Annotated in this window: 9 protein-coding genes; 6 read left to right on the plus strand and 3 right to left on the minus strand. The window is 41.4% G+C overall.

Annotation, left to right across the window (positions count from 1 at the left end):
- The first annotated feature begins 5 nt into the window (after positions 1 to 5).
- The 6 genes from H6614_12695 to H6614_12720 all read left to right on the plus strand — a co-directional run bounded on the left by H6614_12695 (position 6) and on the right by H6614_12720 (position 9,059).
- The gene (locus tag H6614_12695) at positions 6 to 1,307 is read left to right on the plus strand and encodes a glucose-6-phosphate isomerase (GenBank protein MCB9244525.1); all 1,302 of its coding nucleotides are present in this window, start codon (positions 6 to 8) and stop codon (positions 1,305 to 1,307) included.
- Entirely contained in the window at positions 1,258 to 3,060 is a 1,803-nt protein-coding gene (locus tag H6614_12700; GenBank protein MCB9244526.1) for a hypothetical protein, read from the plus strand. Before H6614_12695 ends, H6614_12700 begins: the two co-directional genes overlap by 50 nt.
- Before the next feature lie 10 nt (positions 3,061 to 3,070).
- Positions 3,071 to 5,209, plus strand: coding sequence for a peptidylprolyl isomerase (locus tag H6614_12705; GenBank protein ID MCB9244527.1), 2,139 nt, complete (start codon positions 3,071 to 3,073; stop codon positions 5,207 to 5,209).
- 11 nt (positions 5,210 to 5,220) lie between these two features.
- Complete coding sequence (locus H6614_12710) at positions 5,221 to 5,649, plus strand: hypothetical protein (protein MCB9244528.1); 429 nt, start codon at positions 5,221 to 5,223, stop codon at positions 5,647 to 5,649.
- A 26-nt stretch (positions 5,650 to 5,675) separates the two neighbouring features.
- Positions 5,676 to 7,724, plus strand: coding sequence for a M13 family metallopeptidase (locus H6614_12715; GenBank protein ID MCB9244529.1), 2,049 nt, complete (start codon positions 5,676 to 5,678; stop codon positions 7,722 to 7,724).
- Between the two features lie 102 nt (positions 7,725 to 7,826).
- Complete coding sequence (locus H6614_12720; GenBank protein ID MCB9244530.1) at positions 7,827 to 9,059, plus strand: T9SS type A sorting domain-containing protein; 1,233 nt, start codon at positions 7,827 to 7,829, stop codon at positions 9,057 to 9,059.
- 15 nt (positions 9,060 to 9,074) lie between these two features.
- Here the strand turns inward: H6614_12720 and H6614_12725 are convergent, their stop codons facing one another.
- The 3 genes from H6614_12725 to H6614_12735 form a co-directional block, all read right to left on the minus strand.
- Complete coding sequence (locus H6614_12725; GenBank protein MCB9244531.1) at positions 9,075 to 9,557, minus strand: low affinity iron permease family protein; 483 nt, start codon at positions 9,555 to 9,557, stop codon at positions 9,075 to 9,077.
- Between the two features lie 117 nt (positions 9,558 to 9,674).
- Positions 9,675 to 11,840, minus strand: coding sequence for a T9SS type A sorting domain-containing protein (locus H6614_12730; protein ID MCB9244532.1), 2,166 nt, complete (start codon positions 11,838 to 11,840; stop codon positions 9,675 to 9,677).
- A gap of 103 nt (positions 11,841 to 11,943) precedes the next feature.
- Positions 11,944 to 14,052 (minus strand): T9SS type A sorting domain-containing protein, encoded by a 2,109-nt coding sequence (locus tag H6614_12735; GenBank protein MCB9244533.1) that lies wholly within the window; start codon positions 14,050 to 14,052, stop codon positions 11,944 to 11,946.
- Positions 14,053 to 14,057 lie beyond the last annotated feature (5 nt).

Consider the following 14,057-nt stretch of genomic DNA (forward strand, 5'->3'; position numbering starts at 1 on the left):
AATTTATGGACAATATCACACTCAATACCGACGGCGTTAAAGATTTTTTAACTAAAACCGAAATTGATTCGTTCCAGGAGAAAGTAGGCGACATTCATCACTCCATGACCAATCGTACCGGGCGCGGGGCGAAATTTCTTGGATGGCTTGATTTACCCTCTGCTACTTCAAACGATTTTTTGGAAGACATCAAGACCACTGCCGGAAGTTTAAGACAAAGATCCGACGTAATAATCGTCATCGGAATAGGTGGTTCTTATCTCGGTGCAAGAGCAGTCATAGAAGCACTTTCCCCCTATTTCCAAAAAAATTCAAATGGAAATCCGTCAATACTATACGCAGGTAATAACATCTCTGAAGATTACCTCGGCGAACTTATCGAAATGCTCGGCACAAAGGATTATTCACTAATTGTTATCTCCAAATCCGGTACTACTACTGAACCTGCGATCGCATTCCGCATCCTGCGCCAGCATATCGAAAAAAAATACGGTAAAGACGAATCCGTCAATCGTATTGTCGCAATAACCGACAAAGAAAAAGGCGCGCTAAAAAAAGTATCTGATGAAGAAAATTATAAAACATTCATCATTCCTGATGATGTCGGCGGACGCTTCTCGGTGCTAACCCCTGTCGGTTTACTTCCAATCGCATGCGCGGGAATTGATATAAATGAACTTATTCACGGAGCAGCAGGTATGGAAAATATTCTCAACGGAAGCCAAGAAATTGACAGGAATATTTCTAATCTTTATGCTGCAATAAGAAATCTACTGCTCGAAAAGGGTAAAGCAATAGAAATAATGGTGAGCTATACTCCTAAAATGCAATACTTTATTGAGTGGTGGAAACAGCTCTACGGCGAGAGTGAAGGAAAGAACGGCAAAGGCATCTTCCCCGCCGGAGTAATATACACAACTGACCTCCACTCTATGGGACAGATGGTGCAGGACGGCGTAAGGAATATCTTCGAAACAGTTCTTAATATAAAAAACGAGTTGCACACTGTTGTCATTCCCAAAGATAAGGATGACCTCGACGGACTTAATTATATCGCCGGCAAACGTCTTAGTGAGGTAAACACAAAAGCCATGGAAGGTACTAAAATGGCACATCTCGATGGCGGAGTACCCAACATACTAATTAATGTACCTGAACTATCTCCATATTACATAGGACAGCTGATATATTTCTTCGAACGCGCATGCGCTGTGAGCGCGTACTTGCTTGGTGTCAATCCTTTCGATCAACCCGGTGTTGAAGCATACAAAAAAAATATGTTCGATCTTCTTGGAAAACCAAAATAACATATTACATAAAAAAGCAGGTATAAGATCAAAGCTGGTCCTCTTTACACTGCTGGTTCTCTTTCTCCAGATATTCTTCTTCAAAGACATTCTTACCTACTACTATCCAGCAGAAGATGAACTTGCTCTCCTCGCTCATTCTACACCTATGTTTAATAGTTTCGATCCGGCTGGATGGTTCACTATCGGCTTTGCGAAATACTTCACTGTTTATCCTGAATGGACGCCCTACTACCAGAATGTAATGCGCCCTATTGTTAATATTGTATATTACGTTAATTCTCTAATCTTCGGAAACAGCTATGGCTTTTACTTTCTCTTCTCTTATCTTCTGAATGGGATCGCTTTCTCGCTCGTTTATTATATAGCTCAAAGAATACTTCGGCTTAGCGAGAATTTTTCTGTTATATCGGCAGCATTATTCCTGCTAAATCCCGGCTTGTTGGGAAAGTTTTACTTCTACCCTTCATTTGCATTCGATCTGTTTGCCGCGATTGTGTCCGGAATTGTCTTTATATTGATACTTAAAAGAAAGTTCTATCCGGCTCTCATCATTTCAGTCCTTGGTATGTTTTTGAAGGAGACAATGATGTTCCTGCCCCTCGCGCTAGCGGTTACATACTTTATCTTACAAAGACGTGACGGCAAACAAGTAAGTAAAATTCTCGTGCTCTCTTATTTACTTTTACCATATATTGTCTGGATAGGAGTGAGAATCTCCCTCTCTTACGTCTTTGAGGGGGCATCTTACACAGAACATTTATCGAACCCGAAATTTTTTGCTGTTACACTTATTCAAAGTGTAATGAGCTGGCCTCTCGGCATTCCGGACAGGGTTGACGTCATTACAAATTTTAAAAGCTTTACTTCCATGGATTTTGTGCAGGTGAACATATTCTACCTCCTTGCTTCTCTCTTCAATCTCGTAATGAATGCGTTCTTTATTATATATTCGGTTATGTTCGCCAAAAAGCGCCTTTATAAAAATATGAATACTTCGGTTTTGGTTATTTTAAGCTGGCTATTTATATATTATATTATGATAATAGTGCTGGGGCTTGAGACCCGGTTTGGGGAAACACTCTATCTGCTCGGAATCCCTTTTGTTCTTTATCTTGCGATTAGATCATTTCCGAAAATTTACAAGTATTCCTCCTATGCATATGTTGGTTTTATAGTAATTTATGGACTTATTGGTTATTTTACCCTCTTTGGTGCGGATACGATCGATATGTATAAAATGAAATATAAAAACTCCCGCGAACTTATAGACCTTATAAACGAGAATTCGACAGCAACAGGAGATCTGCTTTTAGTAAATGATATCACAGCCGGATTCGGATCCGGATCTCTGGAGAGCTTTACGGGTGAGAATAGGAGAATTATAAAGATCAATTCAATCACTTTTGATGATATCACTTCGCAAAGTGTAAGCGGGTTTGATCTAACATCCGATATAAACGGTGATACCGTATTTATATTCGTTACGCTGCCTCAGGGTACTGAATTTCAATTTGAAGGTATCGACTCAAAAGAGTTTGCGCATAATGAAAAAGAGTGGTTCGCAAGAGATCCTGAATTGTTTTACAAATTCCCAAATGAAAAGGTAACGGGTATCTCGCAGTCAACAGGAACCCAGACCTACGATCTTGGAAATAAAATGAATATAAAATATCTCTCTTCCGGTGCGGATGCAGTCATTTATTTTAATCCCTCTGCCGGAAAATATGAAATAGCCCATATTTTTAAATAGTTTTTACATTATGAAATATTTTTTTTACTGCGTAACAGTCTTTCTGTTTCTTTTTAGTAGTGCACATGCTCAGCCGCTTTCTGACGACATTAAAACAATTCTCAAATTCCAGGACGAAAGGACGCTCGGTCCGGGCAATGAACTACTTGATTTTCTTAATAGTGGTGATGAAAGTGTTGTTACCGCGGCGTTGTATGCCTTAGCAAATATTGCTGACTCCACAACTATAGATACAATTAGTGTCCAACTGATGAATAATACCTCTCCGAAAGTAAGGTCTATGGCGGCATTTGCACTCGGACAGATCGGAACAGGCCTTTCCGCTGAGTATTTACAGGAGGCTGGCAAAAAGGAAAAGGATGTAGATGTCCTCGTTGCTATACTGGAAAATATTGGAAAGACCGGCGATGAAGAAGCGTTGAACAAAATTGTCCCTTTATTGATAGATGATGCGAGATACCATAACGCCGTCGCAATGGCAGTCGCGCGTTTTGCTTTACGCAACATAAAAAATCAAAACTCAATAAGACACCTCGAGGCGCTGTTTGCTTATGGACGCACCGGGATTGAAAAGTATCTCGCCTACGCACTTTGGAGGATACGTGACCGGGATCTTCTCATTCCGGAGAGGATTCACATTATGAATCTAATCCGCTCAAATGATCCGGAGACAAGGGCATATTCCGTTTACGCACTAAATGCTATCAAAGAGCCTTCCGACATTCCTGTTCTCATAGACATGTTCGAATCCGAAAATGACTGGAGAGTGAAGGTTAATATCCTGAATACACTTGGAGGTTACACGCTCGATTCGATCGGACAATATACCGAGCAAATATCCGGTGTATTTGGCAGATCTCTCGCCGACCCCAGCGACCATGTAAAGATTGCTGCTCTAAACGCTGATGGCAGATTATTTTCCCAATACAAAATTCCTGAATCAGGTGATAAGCCTGTCGTCATCCCCGGTACCAAAGTTCCTATGATGGTCATCGAATCGAAAGGGTGGTATTCATCACAGGTCTTTGGAGCCGCTATAGATGCTTATGCACAGATAATGAAAGACAGGTCCGAAAATGTGCTATGGGAAGAATTCTATTATTATACCAGTGTGGATAACCTTGTTGATATAATAAATGCCTTCAGTTATTTCGAAAATGGCGATATAATTGGCAAGCTTAGGGATAGCATCAGCGTCATTGTTATGAGATTCAATGAAGTTGCCCCAAATACAACCGGGGAAATGATACCTAATCTTGCATTAGCTAAAATTTATAGAGCTTACATAGAGACAGCTCTTAATCTTCTTCCGAATATGAAATCGGAGGAAAGCCTAAATCTTGCCCGCCTGTCATTTATTGAATTTGCCGACTCACGCAAACCCGACATAGTTTATTATTCCTTACAGGGATTGCAGTCCGATCAAATGAAAGCACGGCAGGATTGGATGTTCGAAAATAAAGAAGTTCTTAATTTCGAATATGCGGGGCTGGAATATCCGAAAAATGTTGATGACATGACACTCTTTGCTGATGCGTTCGGCGAATTACAGGATACGGTAATGCTTCCTGAACTCAGAAAGAACCTCGGCAGGGATAATTATGATCTTGCAGTTACCTCCGCAGGCGCAATTGAAAAAATAACAGGGGAAAAAATAACCGTTAACCCGGCAGACTATTCACGTCACACAGATTTCGATTGGGATTACCTTAATGCAAATCAGACAGTAACCGTAATATTAAACACAAGCGAAGGGGAAATCGAAATTGAATTATATCCTGACGTGGCTCCCTTTACGGTGATGAACTTCCTTAAGCTTGCCGAACAAAATTATTTCGATGCAACCGAGTTTCACCGGGTAATAGGTAACTTTGTAATTCAGGGGGGCGATCCGACCAGCACAGGCTTTGGCGGCCCCGGTTACTCTATACGTGGGGAATATTCGCCGCTTCCATACGAAAGGGGTACGCTTGGAATGGCTTCCGCGGGAAAAGATACAGAAGGGAGTCAGTTCTTTATTACACATTCTCGTCAGCCTCATCTCGATAGTAAATACACCATTTTTGGCAAAGTAGTAAACGGAATGGACGTAGTTGACAGGATCCTTATTGGCGATACATTAAACGACGTAATTATAATTCGTAATTAAAATATAATGTCATGAAAAAAACTTTTTTCCTTATTTTATTTTTCGCAATTCCCGTATTTGCAAACGCTCAGAGTGAAGAAGTATATCCTCCGCTTAAGATGAAGATCGTAGTGCAGGAGATTTTGAACTCATTTCAGATGAGCTCAGTCTCTACATCCTCGATCGGAAAACACATTTCACAGGAATGGCTGGAAGAAAACAACATAAACCTTAAAAATTATAATATAAACTCTTACGCGCCTACTTCTTATGAGATAGAACTTATCTTTGATAGGTATGTTGTCGCCCAAATAAGAGGAGAAAGCTGGGGGCATTTACTTGTATTTAAATTTATTGATGAGGACGGTGTTTATAGAATAATTCCCAAAGGTATCTCTAACGCCAGCAATGACTATATAGATCCCTGGTATGACGTTCAGCAGTACAATGTAGAAAATTAACGTAGAGTTTCAAAAGGAGCAAAGCTATGAAATTTGTAAAACTAACATTTTTAGTTTTCTTTGGGCTAATAGTACTTGGTCATGCCCAACCTGAGACCGGAAGTACCGATATCTTGCCTATAGATGTTGCAAATATGGATCAGACAGTCAGCCCGGGTGTTGATTTTTTCCGGTATGTCAATGGTGGATGGTTAGCAAAAAACCCCGTACCTCCAGGATACTCCCGCTGGGGCAGTTTCAGCGAAGTGGAGGAAAGAAATGAAGCTATCCTTCAGGACATACTCACAACTGCAATTGATGACCCAAACCCCGTTCCTGGAAGTAACACCCAAAAGCTCGGTGACTTTTACTACACGGCATTGGATGTTGAAGGCAGGGATAAAATGGGCATCGAGCCATTAAAACCCGATTTAAATAAAATAGAACAAATATCTTCACCTGCTGATCTGCAAAACGTTATGGTTAGTTTTCTTACACGAAGGCTAAGACTTCCCTTTTTTGTTTGGGTTGGTCAGGATGATAAAAATAGCTCTATTTTTGTTCCACAAGTATTCCAGTCAGGACTTGGACTGCCTGACAGAGATTATTATTTAGATGAAGGTGAAAAATATAAAAACATACGAACCGAATACGTAAAGCATATTCAGAAGTTGTTTGAACTTACGGGATACAGCCCCGAACAGGCAAGAGATATGGCTAACGTTGTAATGGCAATGGAAACCCGGCTTGCCGGTGCATCTATGACACGACTGGAAAGACGCGATCCCGAAAAGACATACAATAAAATGACACTGGATGAACTTCAGGCACTCACTCCGGATTTTGACTGGAAGAATTTTTTTCGGGAAGCTGGATTTAATATGGACAGAGATTTTGAAAATGGTGTTATTATTGGGCAGCCTGACTTCTTAAAAGAAGTAGACAAAATGATGAAAGATGTAAGTCTCGACGATTGGAAGACTTACATGCAATATAAGCTTATAGCTTCGACGGCAAATAAGTTAAGTTCAGATCTTGAAAAGGAGGTCTTCCATTTTTACAGCACCGTGCTTAGAGGCATAGATGAAATGAAACCCTTATGGAAACGCGCGCTTGATGATACGGAAGGCTCTCTTGGCGAAATCATGGGGCAGGAATTTGTAAAGAGATCTTTTAGCCCTGCCGCAAAAGAGCGTGTGCTTGAAATGGTTAATAATATAAAGGAAGTATTAAGCAAGAGGATAAATGAACTTGAATGGATGAGCGATGCAACAAAGCAAGAGGCTCAAAAGAAACTTGCCGCATTTAAACCAAAAATCGGTTACCCAGACAAATGGAGAGATTATTCAAAGCTTGAGGTTGACAGAAGCTCATTGTTCAATAATTCAATGAGGGCAAGCATATTTTATTTTAATAGAAATAAAGACAGAATAGGAAAGCCCGTTGAGGATGAATGGTTTATGAATCCACAGACTGTAAATGCTTCCTATAATGCATCCAGAAATGAAATAGTATTCCCAGCGGGGATCTTACAACCGCCGTTTTTTTCGGAAAATTTCGATGACGCTATAAATTATGGAGGTATTGGAACTGTGATCGGACATGAGATAACACACGGGTTTGATGACCAGGGCAGAAAATACGATTGGGAAGGTAATCTCCGTGACTGGTGGACAGAGGAAGATGCTCAAAAATATACCCAGCGCGCCGATAAACTTGCCAATCAATACAGCAGTTATGTTGTAATTGACGATGTTCACCTAGAGGGTAAACTTACACTTGGTGAAAACATCGCTGACCTTGGCGGTTTAAAGCTTGCCTATCTTGCATTCATGAATACAGAGGAAGCAAAAACAATTGAAATGCTTGATGGCTTCACCCCTCAACAGAGGTTCTTTATTTCATGGGCTCAAATATGGAGACAGAATATAACTGACCAGGAGCTCCGCCTGAGAATAAATACGGATCCCCATTCACCCGGCTTATACAGGGCTATTGTACCGCCCTCCAACATGGAAGCGTTCTTCGATGTGTTTAATATTAAACCGGGAGATCCTATGTATCGTGAAGAGTCCGAACGGGTTGTGATCTGGTAATTATTTTAAGCCCTCTTTTTGAGGGTTTTTTTATCTTTGAAACCTACGATTCAACTATTATTTTGCTTGAATGTTTAAACGAGTATGTGAATTTTTAATTAAATGGGAACGAGCAGGCAAATAAAATTTTATTTTATTTTAATATTTTCATTTATTCATTCCCCCCTTTTTGCAGGATGGGTACATCAGACTGGCCCTACATCCGTTAATCTCAATGGAGTAAATTTCCATCATGGCAGTGAGGATTTAGCGTGGGCTTGCGGAGACAATGGAACGATCATCCACACTTCAAATGGCGGGATTAATTGGGTCATACAAAACTCAGGAACGACAAACGATCTTTATGCCATTATTTTTATGGAAGGGTCAGGATCGGTAATGTCGGTTGGACAAAATGGAACGATCCTCAGAACATCAAACAACGGGCAGAACTGGACGTTGATCCCTTCCACTACAACAAGAGACCTTCATGATATCACAGAGTTCAACTTTTTGATTGCCGGGGATAGCGGTATAATACTAAAAAGTATCAACACTGGATTATCCTGGACTCCAATCTCCTCTCCAACTACAAAAAATCTTTACACCATTTGTGCTACCTTTGGCGGATATGCGGCCGGTGAAGACGGAACTATCCTTAGGGGTGTTAGTTCCGGGGCAAATTGGACCTTGGCAGCAAGTGGAGTAACGAACAACCTTAAAGGAACTCCTTTATTTGGAGGTATCGACATTGTTGTAGGTGACAATGGCTTGATATTAAGAAGTACAAACTCGGGGACCAACTGGTACACACAAAATAGCCATACCGCTAACAATCTTAATTCAGTCGAATACTCGGTTAATAACACAAGCAGACTCTATTGTGTAGGGGACAGCGGTACTATCTTAAAGACTACTGACTATGGAATAACATGGGGCTTCCAGCAGAGTGGGACCACCAAAGACCTTAACTCAACGTTCTTCTATTTAAATGATAATACCGGTTACGCGGTAGGTGATAATGGAACGATCTTAAAAACAACAGACGGAGGTGGCGCTATAACAAATACAGACCCTTTAACTAATATACCTGATAAATTTCATTTATACCAAAACTATCCGAACCCATTTAACCCGTCCACTAACATAAAATTTGATCTCCCTAATAATGTTGAGGTAAACTTATCTGTTTACGACATCGAAGGAAAGAAAATACTCACACTTGTAAATAACCGCTTCCAGGGCGGAACTTACGAATATACCCTTGACGCATCAGGGCTGCCGAGCGGAGTATATTTTTACACGCTAAAAGCCGGGAATATACTCTTATCAAAAAAAATGCTTCTTGTCAAATAATCACAATATGGTTGCTCAATGCCCGTCGGGATTATTTCCATCTGGTTCGTATTTATGTTTAATATAATGTCTTTTCTTTGCTTCATCTATCGAATGAGACTTAGTTAAACTCCTTTCATTTTTCGACAGTTCTGCAAGGTATACATAAAAATTATGGAGCAAATTCAATTCATTCTCGGAAAGATCTTCCACATTTACCAGCCTGTTACTCGCACCTTCATGCGCGGCTACCAACTCATTCAGCTTTAGCTGTATTGCCAGAGAATCCTTATTTGCCGCTCTCTGTATTAAAAAAACCATTAAAAAAGTTACTATCGTCGTGCCTGTATTGATGATGAGTTGCCATGTATCCGAAAATTTGAAAATAGGACCGGTACTCAGCCATATTATTATCACCAGAAAAGCCGTTACGAAAGCGCCTGTTGAACCGCTGAGTTTTGTGATTTTTCTGGCAGTCGTCTCAAAAAACCCTGCTTTTTTTTCTTTGTTCGTTTCCATAATAGAATATGTATAATTTGGTTATACAAATCTATCAGTGGAGAACTATAAATAAAAAGCATAAAAAAAAGCGGACAAATCTAATTGCCCGCTTTTCTGCAATTATTAAATTTCCTCTTATTTCACTAATATCATCTTTTTAGTTTCGATCAGCCCGGCTGTTTCGAGCCTGTAATAATAAACCCCCGATGAAAGCCTACTTCCGTCGAATTCAACATTATATGAACCTGCATTCTGTTGTCCGTTAACAAGCGTTGCTACTTCTACCCCTCTCACATCGAATACGCTTAACTTTACATTTCCGCTCTTTGGAAGATCAAAGCTTATCACCGTAGACGGGTTGAACGGGTTTGGATAATTTTGTGAGAGTCTGTAATTGTCCGGTATATTACCTGCTGAGGGCGTAACTCCTGTCACTGTGATCTGGGTCGAGTTTACATTATAAGTGATCTGGAGTTTATATAATGCGCTTGTACCCTGTGCTAGCACTTCACCTTTATTCAGGAATAGCACCCCGGCATTAGCGCTTCCTATCGATCCAACAAAATCGAAATTTGCGCCCGTATTATTTGTTAGGTATCCCGATCTGCCATACGTCACAAAAGAGAATGCGGTCGGGTCATCTCTTGCAATATCACACCCCCATGCACTTCCTGTGGAGGTGACATTTGAATAATTATCACCCTGGTCCATACTCCGGAAAACTCCTCCGGTGCTCCACACTGTATGAAAGGACAGGTTTGTATCCAGCTGGCTTATTCCTATCATGGGTACTTCTGATGTTCCTTGTGAATTCTTTAAAGACCAATTAAGACCACCATCTGTTGATTTCCATAGCTTAGAGGGTCCGCTGTCTCCAAGTAGCATCAGATTCGGATTTCCATGATGAATTGTAATGTCACACGGGCTAACAAATACTGTTGAGCTCAATGTTGTCCAGTTAAGACCAAAATTTGTTGACTTTAACAGCTGACTGTTATCCGGTCCGAGTACCATATGGTTTGGGTCATTCGGATCCATCTCCAGTGGCATACCATATGAAGTGAGATTTCCCGTCCATGTCTGTGTCCAGGTCTGACCGTAATCGGTACTCCTCATTATTCTTCCGCCGGATTGGTCCATTGATGCTATCATCTGATTTGTGTCCAGTGGATTAACATAAAAAGAGTGTGCCCTCGAGCCAAGCGAAACAGTAGCAATATTCGTCCATGTAGCTCCCTTATCATAACTGCGGTAAACTTTTGTACCCTGGCATATAAACACCTGATCACGTCTCTCAGGATTTTGGTAATCCGGTGGAGCATAGTAAAACCCGTTTCCTATACCGTTACTTGCTGTCAATGTTGTCTGCCATTGATATGTAACGGTAGTTCCGCCGGTTAATGCCCAGCTTGCACCTCCGTCGGTCGTCTTAATTATTGCTTTGTTTAGACTGCTCACGGCATATCCTGTGTTTGCATCATAATAATGAATGGAGGTAAGATTTGCATTCATAGGATTCTTCTCAAAGTTGAGGAATAATGAGCTTCCGCCCATATTGTTCCTTATAAACCCGCCGCCCCCGCATAGATGCGCGCTGTTCATGTCGCTTCCGCTTATACCCATTATATCGGAGATCACTCTGGAGTTTACCGATGTAAATGCGCCTGCTCCTGTCTTAACAAGTAACGTTCCGTATTCACCCACAGCGATTATTCCTCCTGAAAAATATTTCACATCTCTGAGATTATAGGTCGTACCAGAGGATTGTGAAGTCCAATTAGCGCCGCCGTCACTGGTAATATATATCTTTCCGTTATCGCCTACTGCCACACCATTATTTGCATCCTTAAAACTTATGGAATTCAAAACATCGCTGGGTGAAACCCCATTATTGCTTATCGTCCAGCTGTTCCCGCCGTTTGTGGTTTTCCGGACACTTCCGCTGATACCGCAAACATATCCGTTATTTCCATCGACGAATGTAACCGAATTCCACTGTAATCCGCCCGCTAAAAACTGTGAATATGAATTTGTAGTAATATCACCCTGCACAATATTACCCGCAGAATTCGTGATATAGCATTTATTTCCAACTATAAAAACATCTGTAAGATCATTTGACATATTCAAATTAAAATGTCCCCAGCTTGCGCCTGCATTTGTTGAAACAAATACAAGTCCGCCATCCCCGACTGCCATAACATAATTTCCATCCGGGCTAAATACACTGTTAAACCCTTGTGAAAATCCTTGACTTGATGCCAGCATAACCAGCAAAGAAACTATAAGCCATTTTTTCATTTTTACTAATTTTTTTTTAAAAAAATCTTTAATTACCCAAATTTATAAAATATTTACCTCTTAACGAAAACAAAATTCTTCAAAACATAAACTTCAAAGCTCACTATTTTACCAATATCATTTTCTTGGTCTGAGTAAACTCCTGTGTTTCCAATTTATAAAAATAGACTCCGCTCGATAAACCGCTTCCATTAAATTCTAAGCTATATACTCCGGCATTTTGGTAACCGTTAATAAGAGAGTTAACCTCCCTGCCGCTAATGTCATAAACCGTCAGCTTAACATTCCCATTAACAGGTAATTCGTACCTTATCTTTGTCGTTGGGTTAAACGGATTCGGATAATTCTGTTGAAGTAAGTACCTCTCCGGCAAACTTCCCGGTTCATGAGTAATATTAACTAGCGAATTATTTCCCTTTAATACTATGCCGAGGCTTCCGCCTATAAAGCAAGTACCGTTTGGAGTAAATGCTACTGCGTACATCGTGTTAATTGTTCTTCTCGGATCGCCTATCCAGCTTGTACCGCCGTTGGTGGTCCTGTATGGATACCCGCTCGAACCGATTGCCACGCCGTGATCAGCATCGTAAAATTCCATTGCCCAAATAGTATTACCAAGTTGCGGCGTCGGTGTCCATGTATTTCCGCCGTTTATCGTTTTATATGTGTATCCGCTCGAACCGCTTGCATATCCCGTCATTGTGTTAACGAAACTCACCGCGTAACATCCCAGCTGCGACCCGTTAAATTGTAACGACCAATTAGCGCCGCCGTTCGTCGTTCCGTAAATTACCTCGCCTACTCCTACGGTCCAGCCGTGATCCCCGTCCACAAAATCTATATCCCATAGCAATTCTCCTCCCGGAACGGGCATATTCGTCCAATTTACCCCGCCGTTTGTCGTTTTTAAAACTGCGCCGGACTGTCCAGCCGCATAACCGGTATTATCATTTACAAAATCTATCCCGAGGAGGTCCTGTGTCGAACCTGTAGTTAATTCGGTCCAGTTGGTTCCACCATTGGTCGTCTTAAATATTCTGCCTGCATCGCCTGCTATATACGCGGTCGTTGTGGACGGCGCGCTGACATTATTCAGCTCCAGCGTTCCGCCCGGTGTGGTCTGCGTAACGAAACTTGCCCCCGCATTGGTTGTCTTTATTACTATTCCGTTATTTCCGACAAAGTATCCTGTGTTATTATCCGCAAAGTTCGCGCCGTCGAGGAGGTCGGTCGTATAATATGTAGTTAGCGGTGACCATGTGAGTCCGCCATCCACTGACCTAAACATCCACCCGTCATCTCCTCCGGCATATACCACCATTGCCGACTCAAATCTCACCGTGTAAAGTGTCCCCGAAAATCCAGATATCGTACCGGGAGTCCAGGTTGTGCCTGCATCCGTCGAGCGAAGCATTGTTCCGCCCGTTCCGCAAGCAAGTGTAGTATTCCCAAAACCGTCTATACAATATAATGTTACCGAGCCGGAATTATTCCCGTAAACCGAATCCCAGCTTACACCTCCGTTAAAAGTTTTTAATATTCTCTGGCGCTGTCCTACTATCCAGCCGACTGTTGCGTCCTTGAATTTGATGTCGTAAAAATCATCTGTCTGCGGAGTTAGCGGAGAAGAAGATAGAAGAAAATTACTTCCGCCATTCGTTGACTTTAAGATACAATTGTCATTACCTACAGCATAAATATTATTCGCTATTGGTGCGGCTGCTCCGCGCAGTGTTTTTGTAATTATATACTGAGCGCTTTGAGAGATCCAGCTTGCGCCTCCATCGGTTGTTTTAATGATGAAAGAATTAAATCCGACAGCCCAGCCGGTATTCACATCGGAAAAAGCTACATCGTATTTTGTTGTATCTATTGCTGAAGTCAGTTCGGCCCAGTTAAGCCCCCCGTTAGTGGTTTTCCATGGCTTTGTATCCGGTCCGCCGCCGACACCATATCCCGTCGATGGATTAAGAAATGATAAAGCGCGGAGATTGCGGTCGATGTTCAATGAAACAATATTCCAGCCGGCTCCCCCGCTGGTCGAAATAAGTATGTCGCTTATCCAGTTTGTCACTCCTATTACGTTGCCTGCTGTCGGTACGGCAAGGTCATATACATCGTTTACCTGCGGAGTAGGATTTACGAATACCCACTGCGCATTCACATTCACTCCCATGATGCAAAATATTGCAATTAGTAGGGTTTTTTTCACGTATT

Source organism: Ignavibacteriales bacterium (assembly GCA_020635255.1).
Taxonomy (GTDB): Bacteria; Bacteroidota; Ignavibacteria; order Tepidaquicellales; family Tepidaquicellaceae; genus JAEYVS01.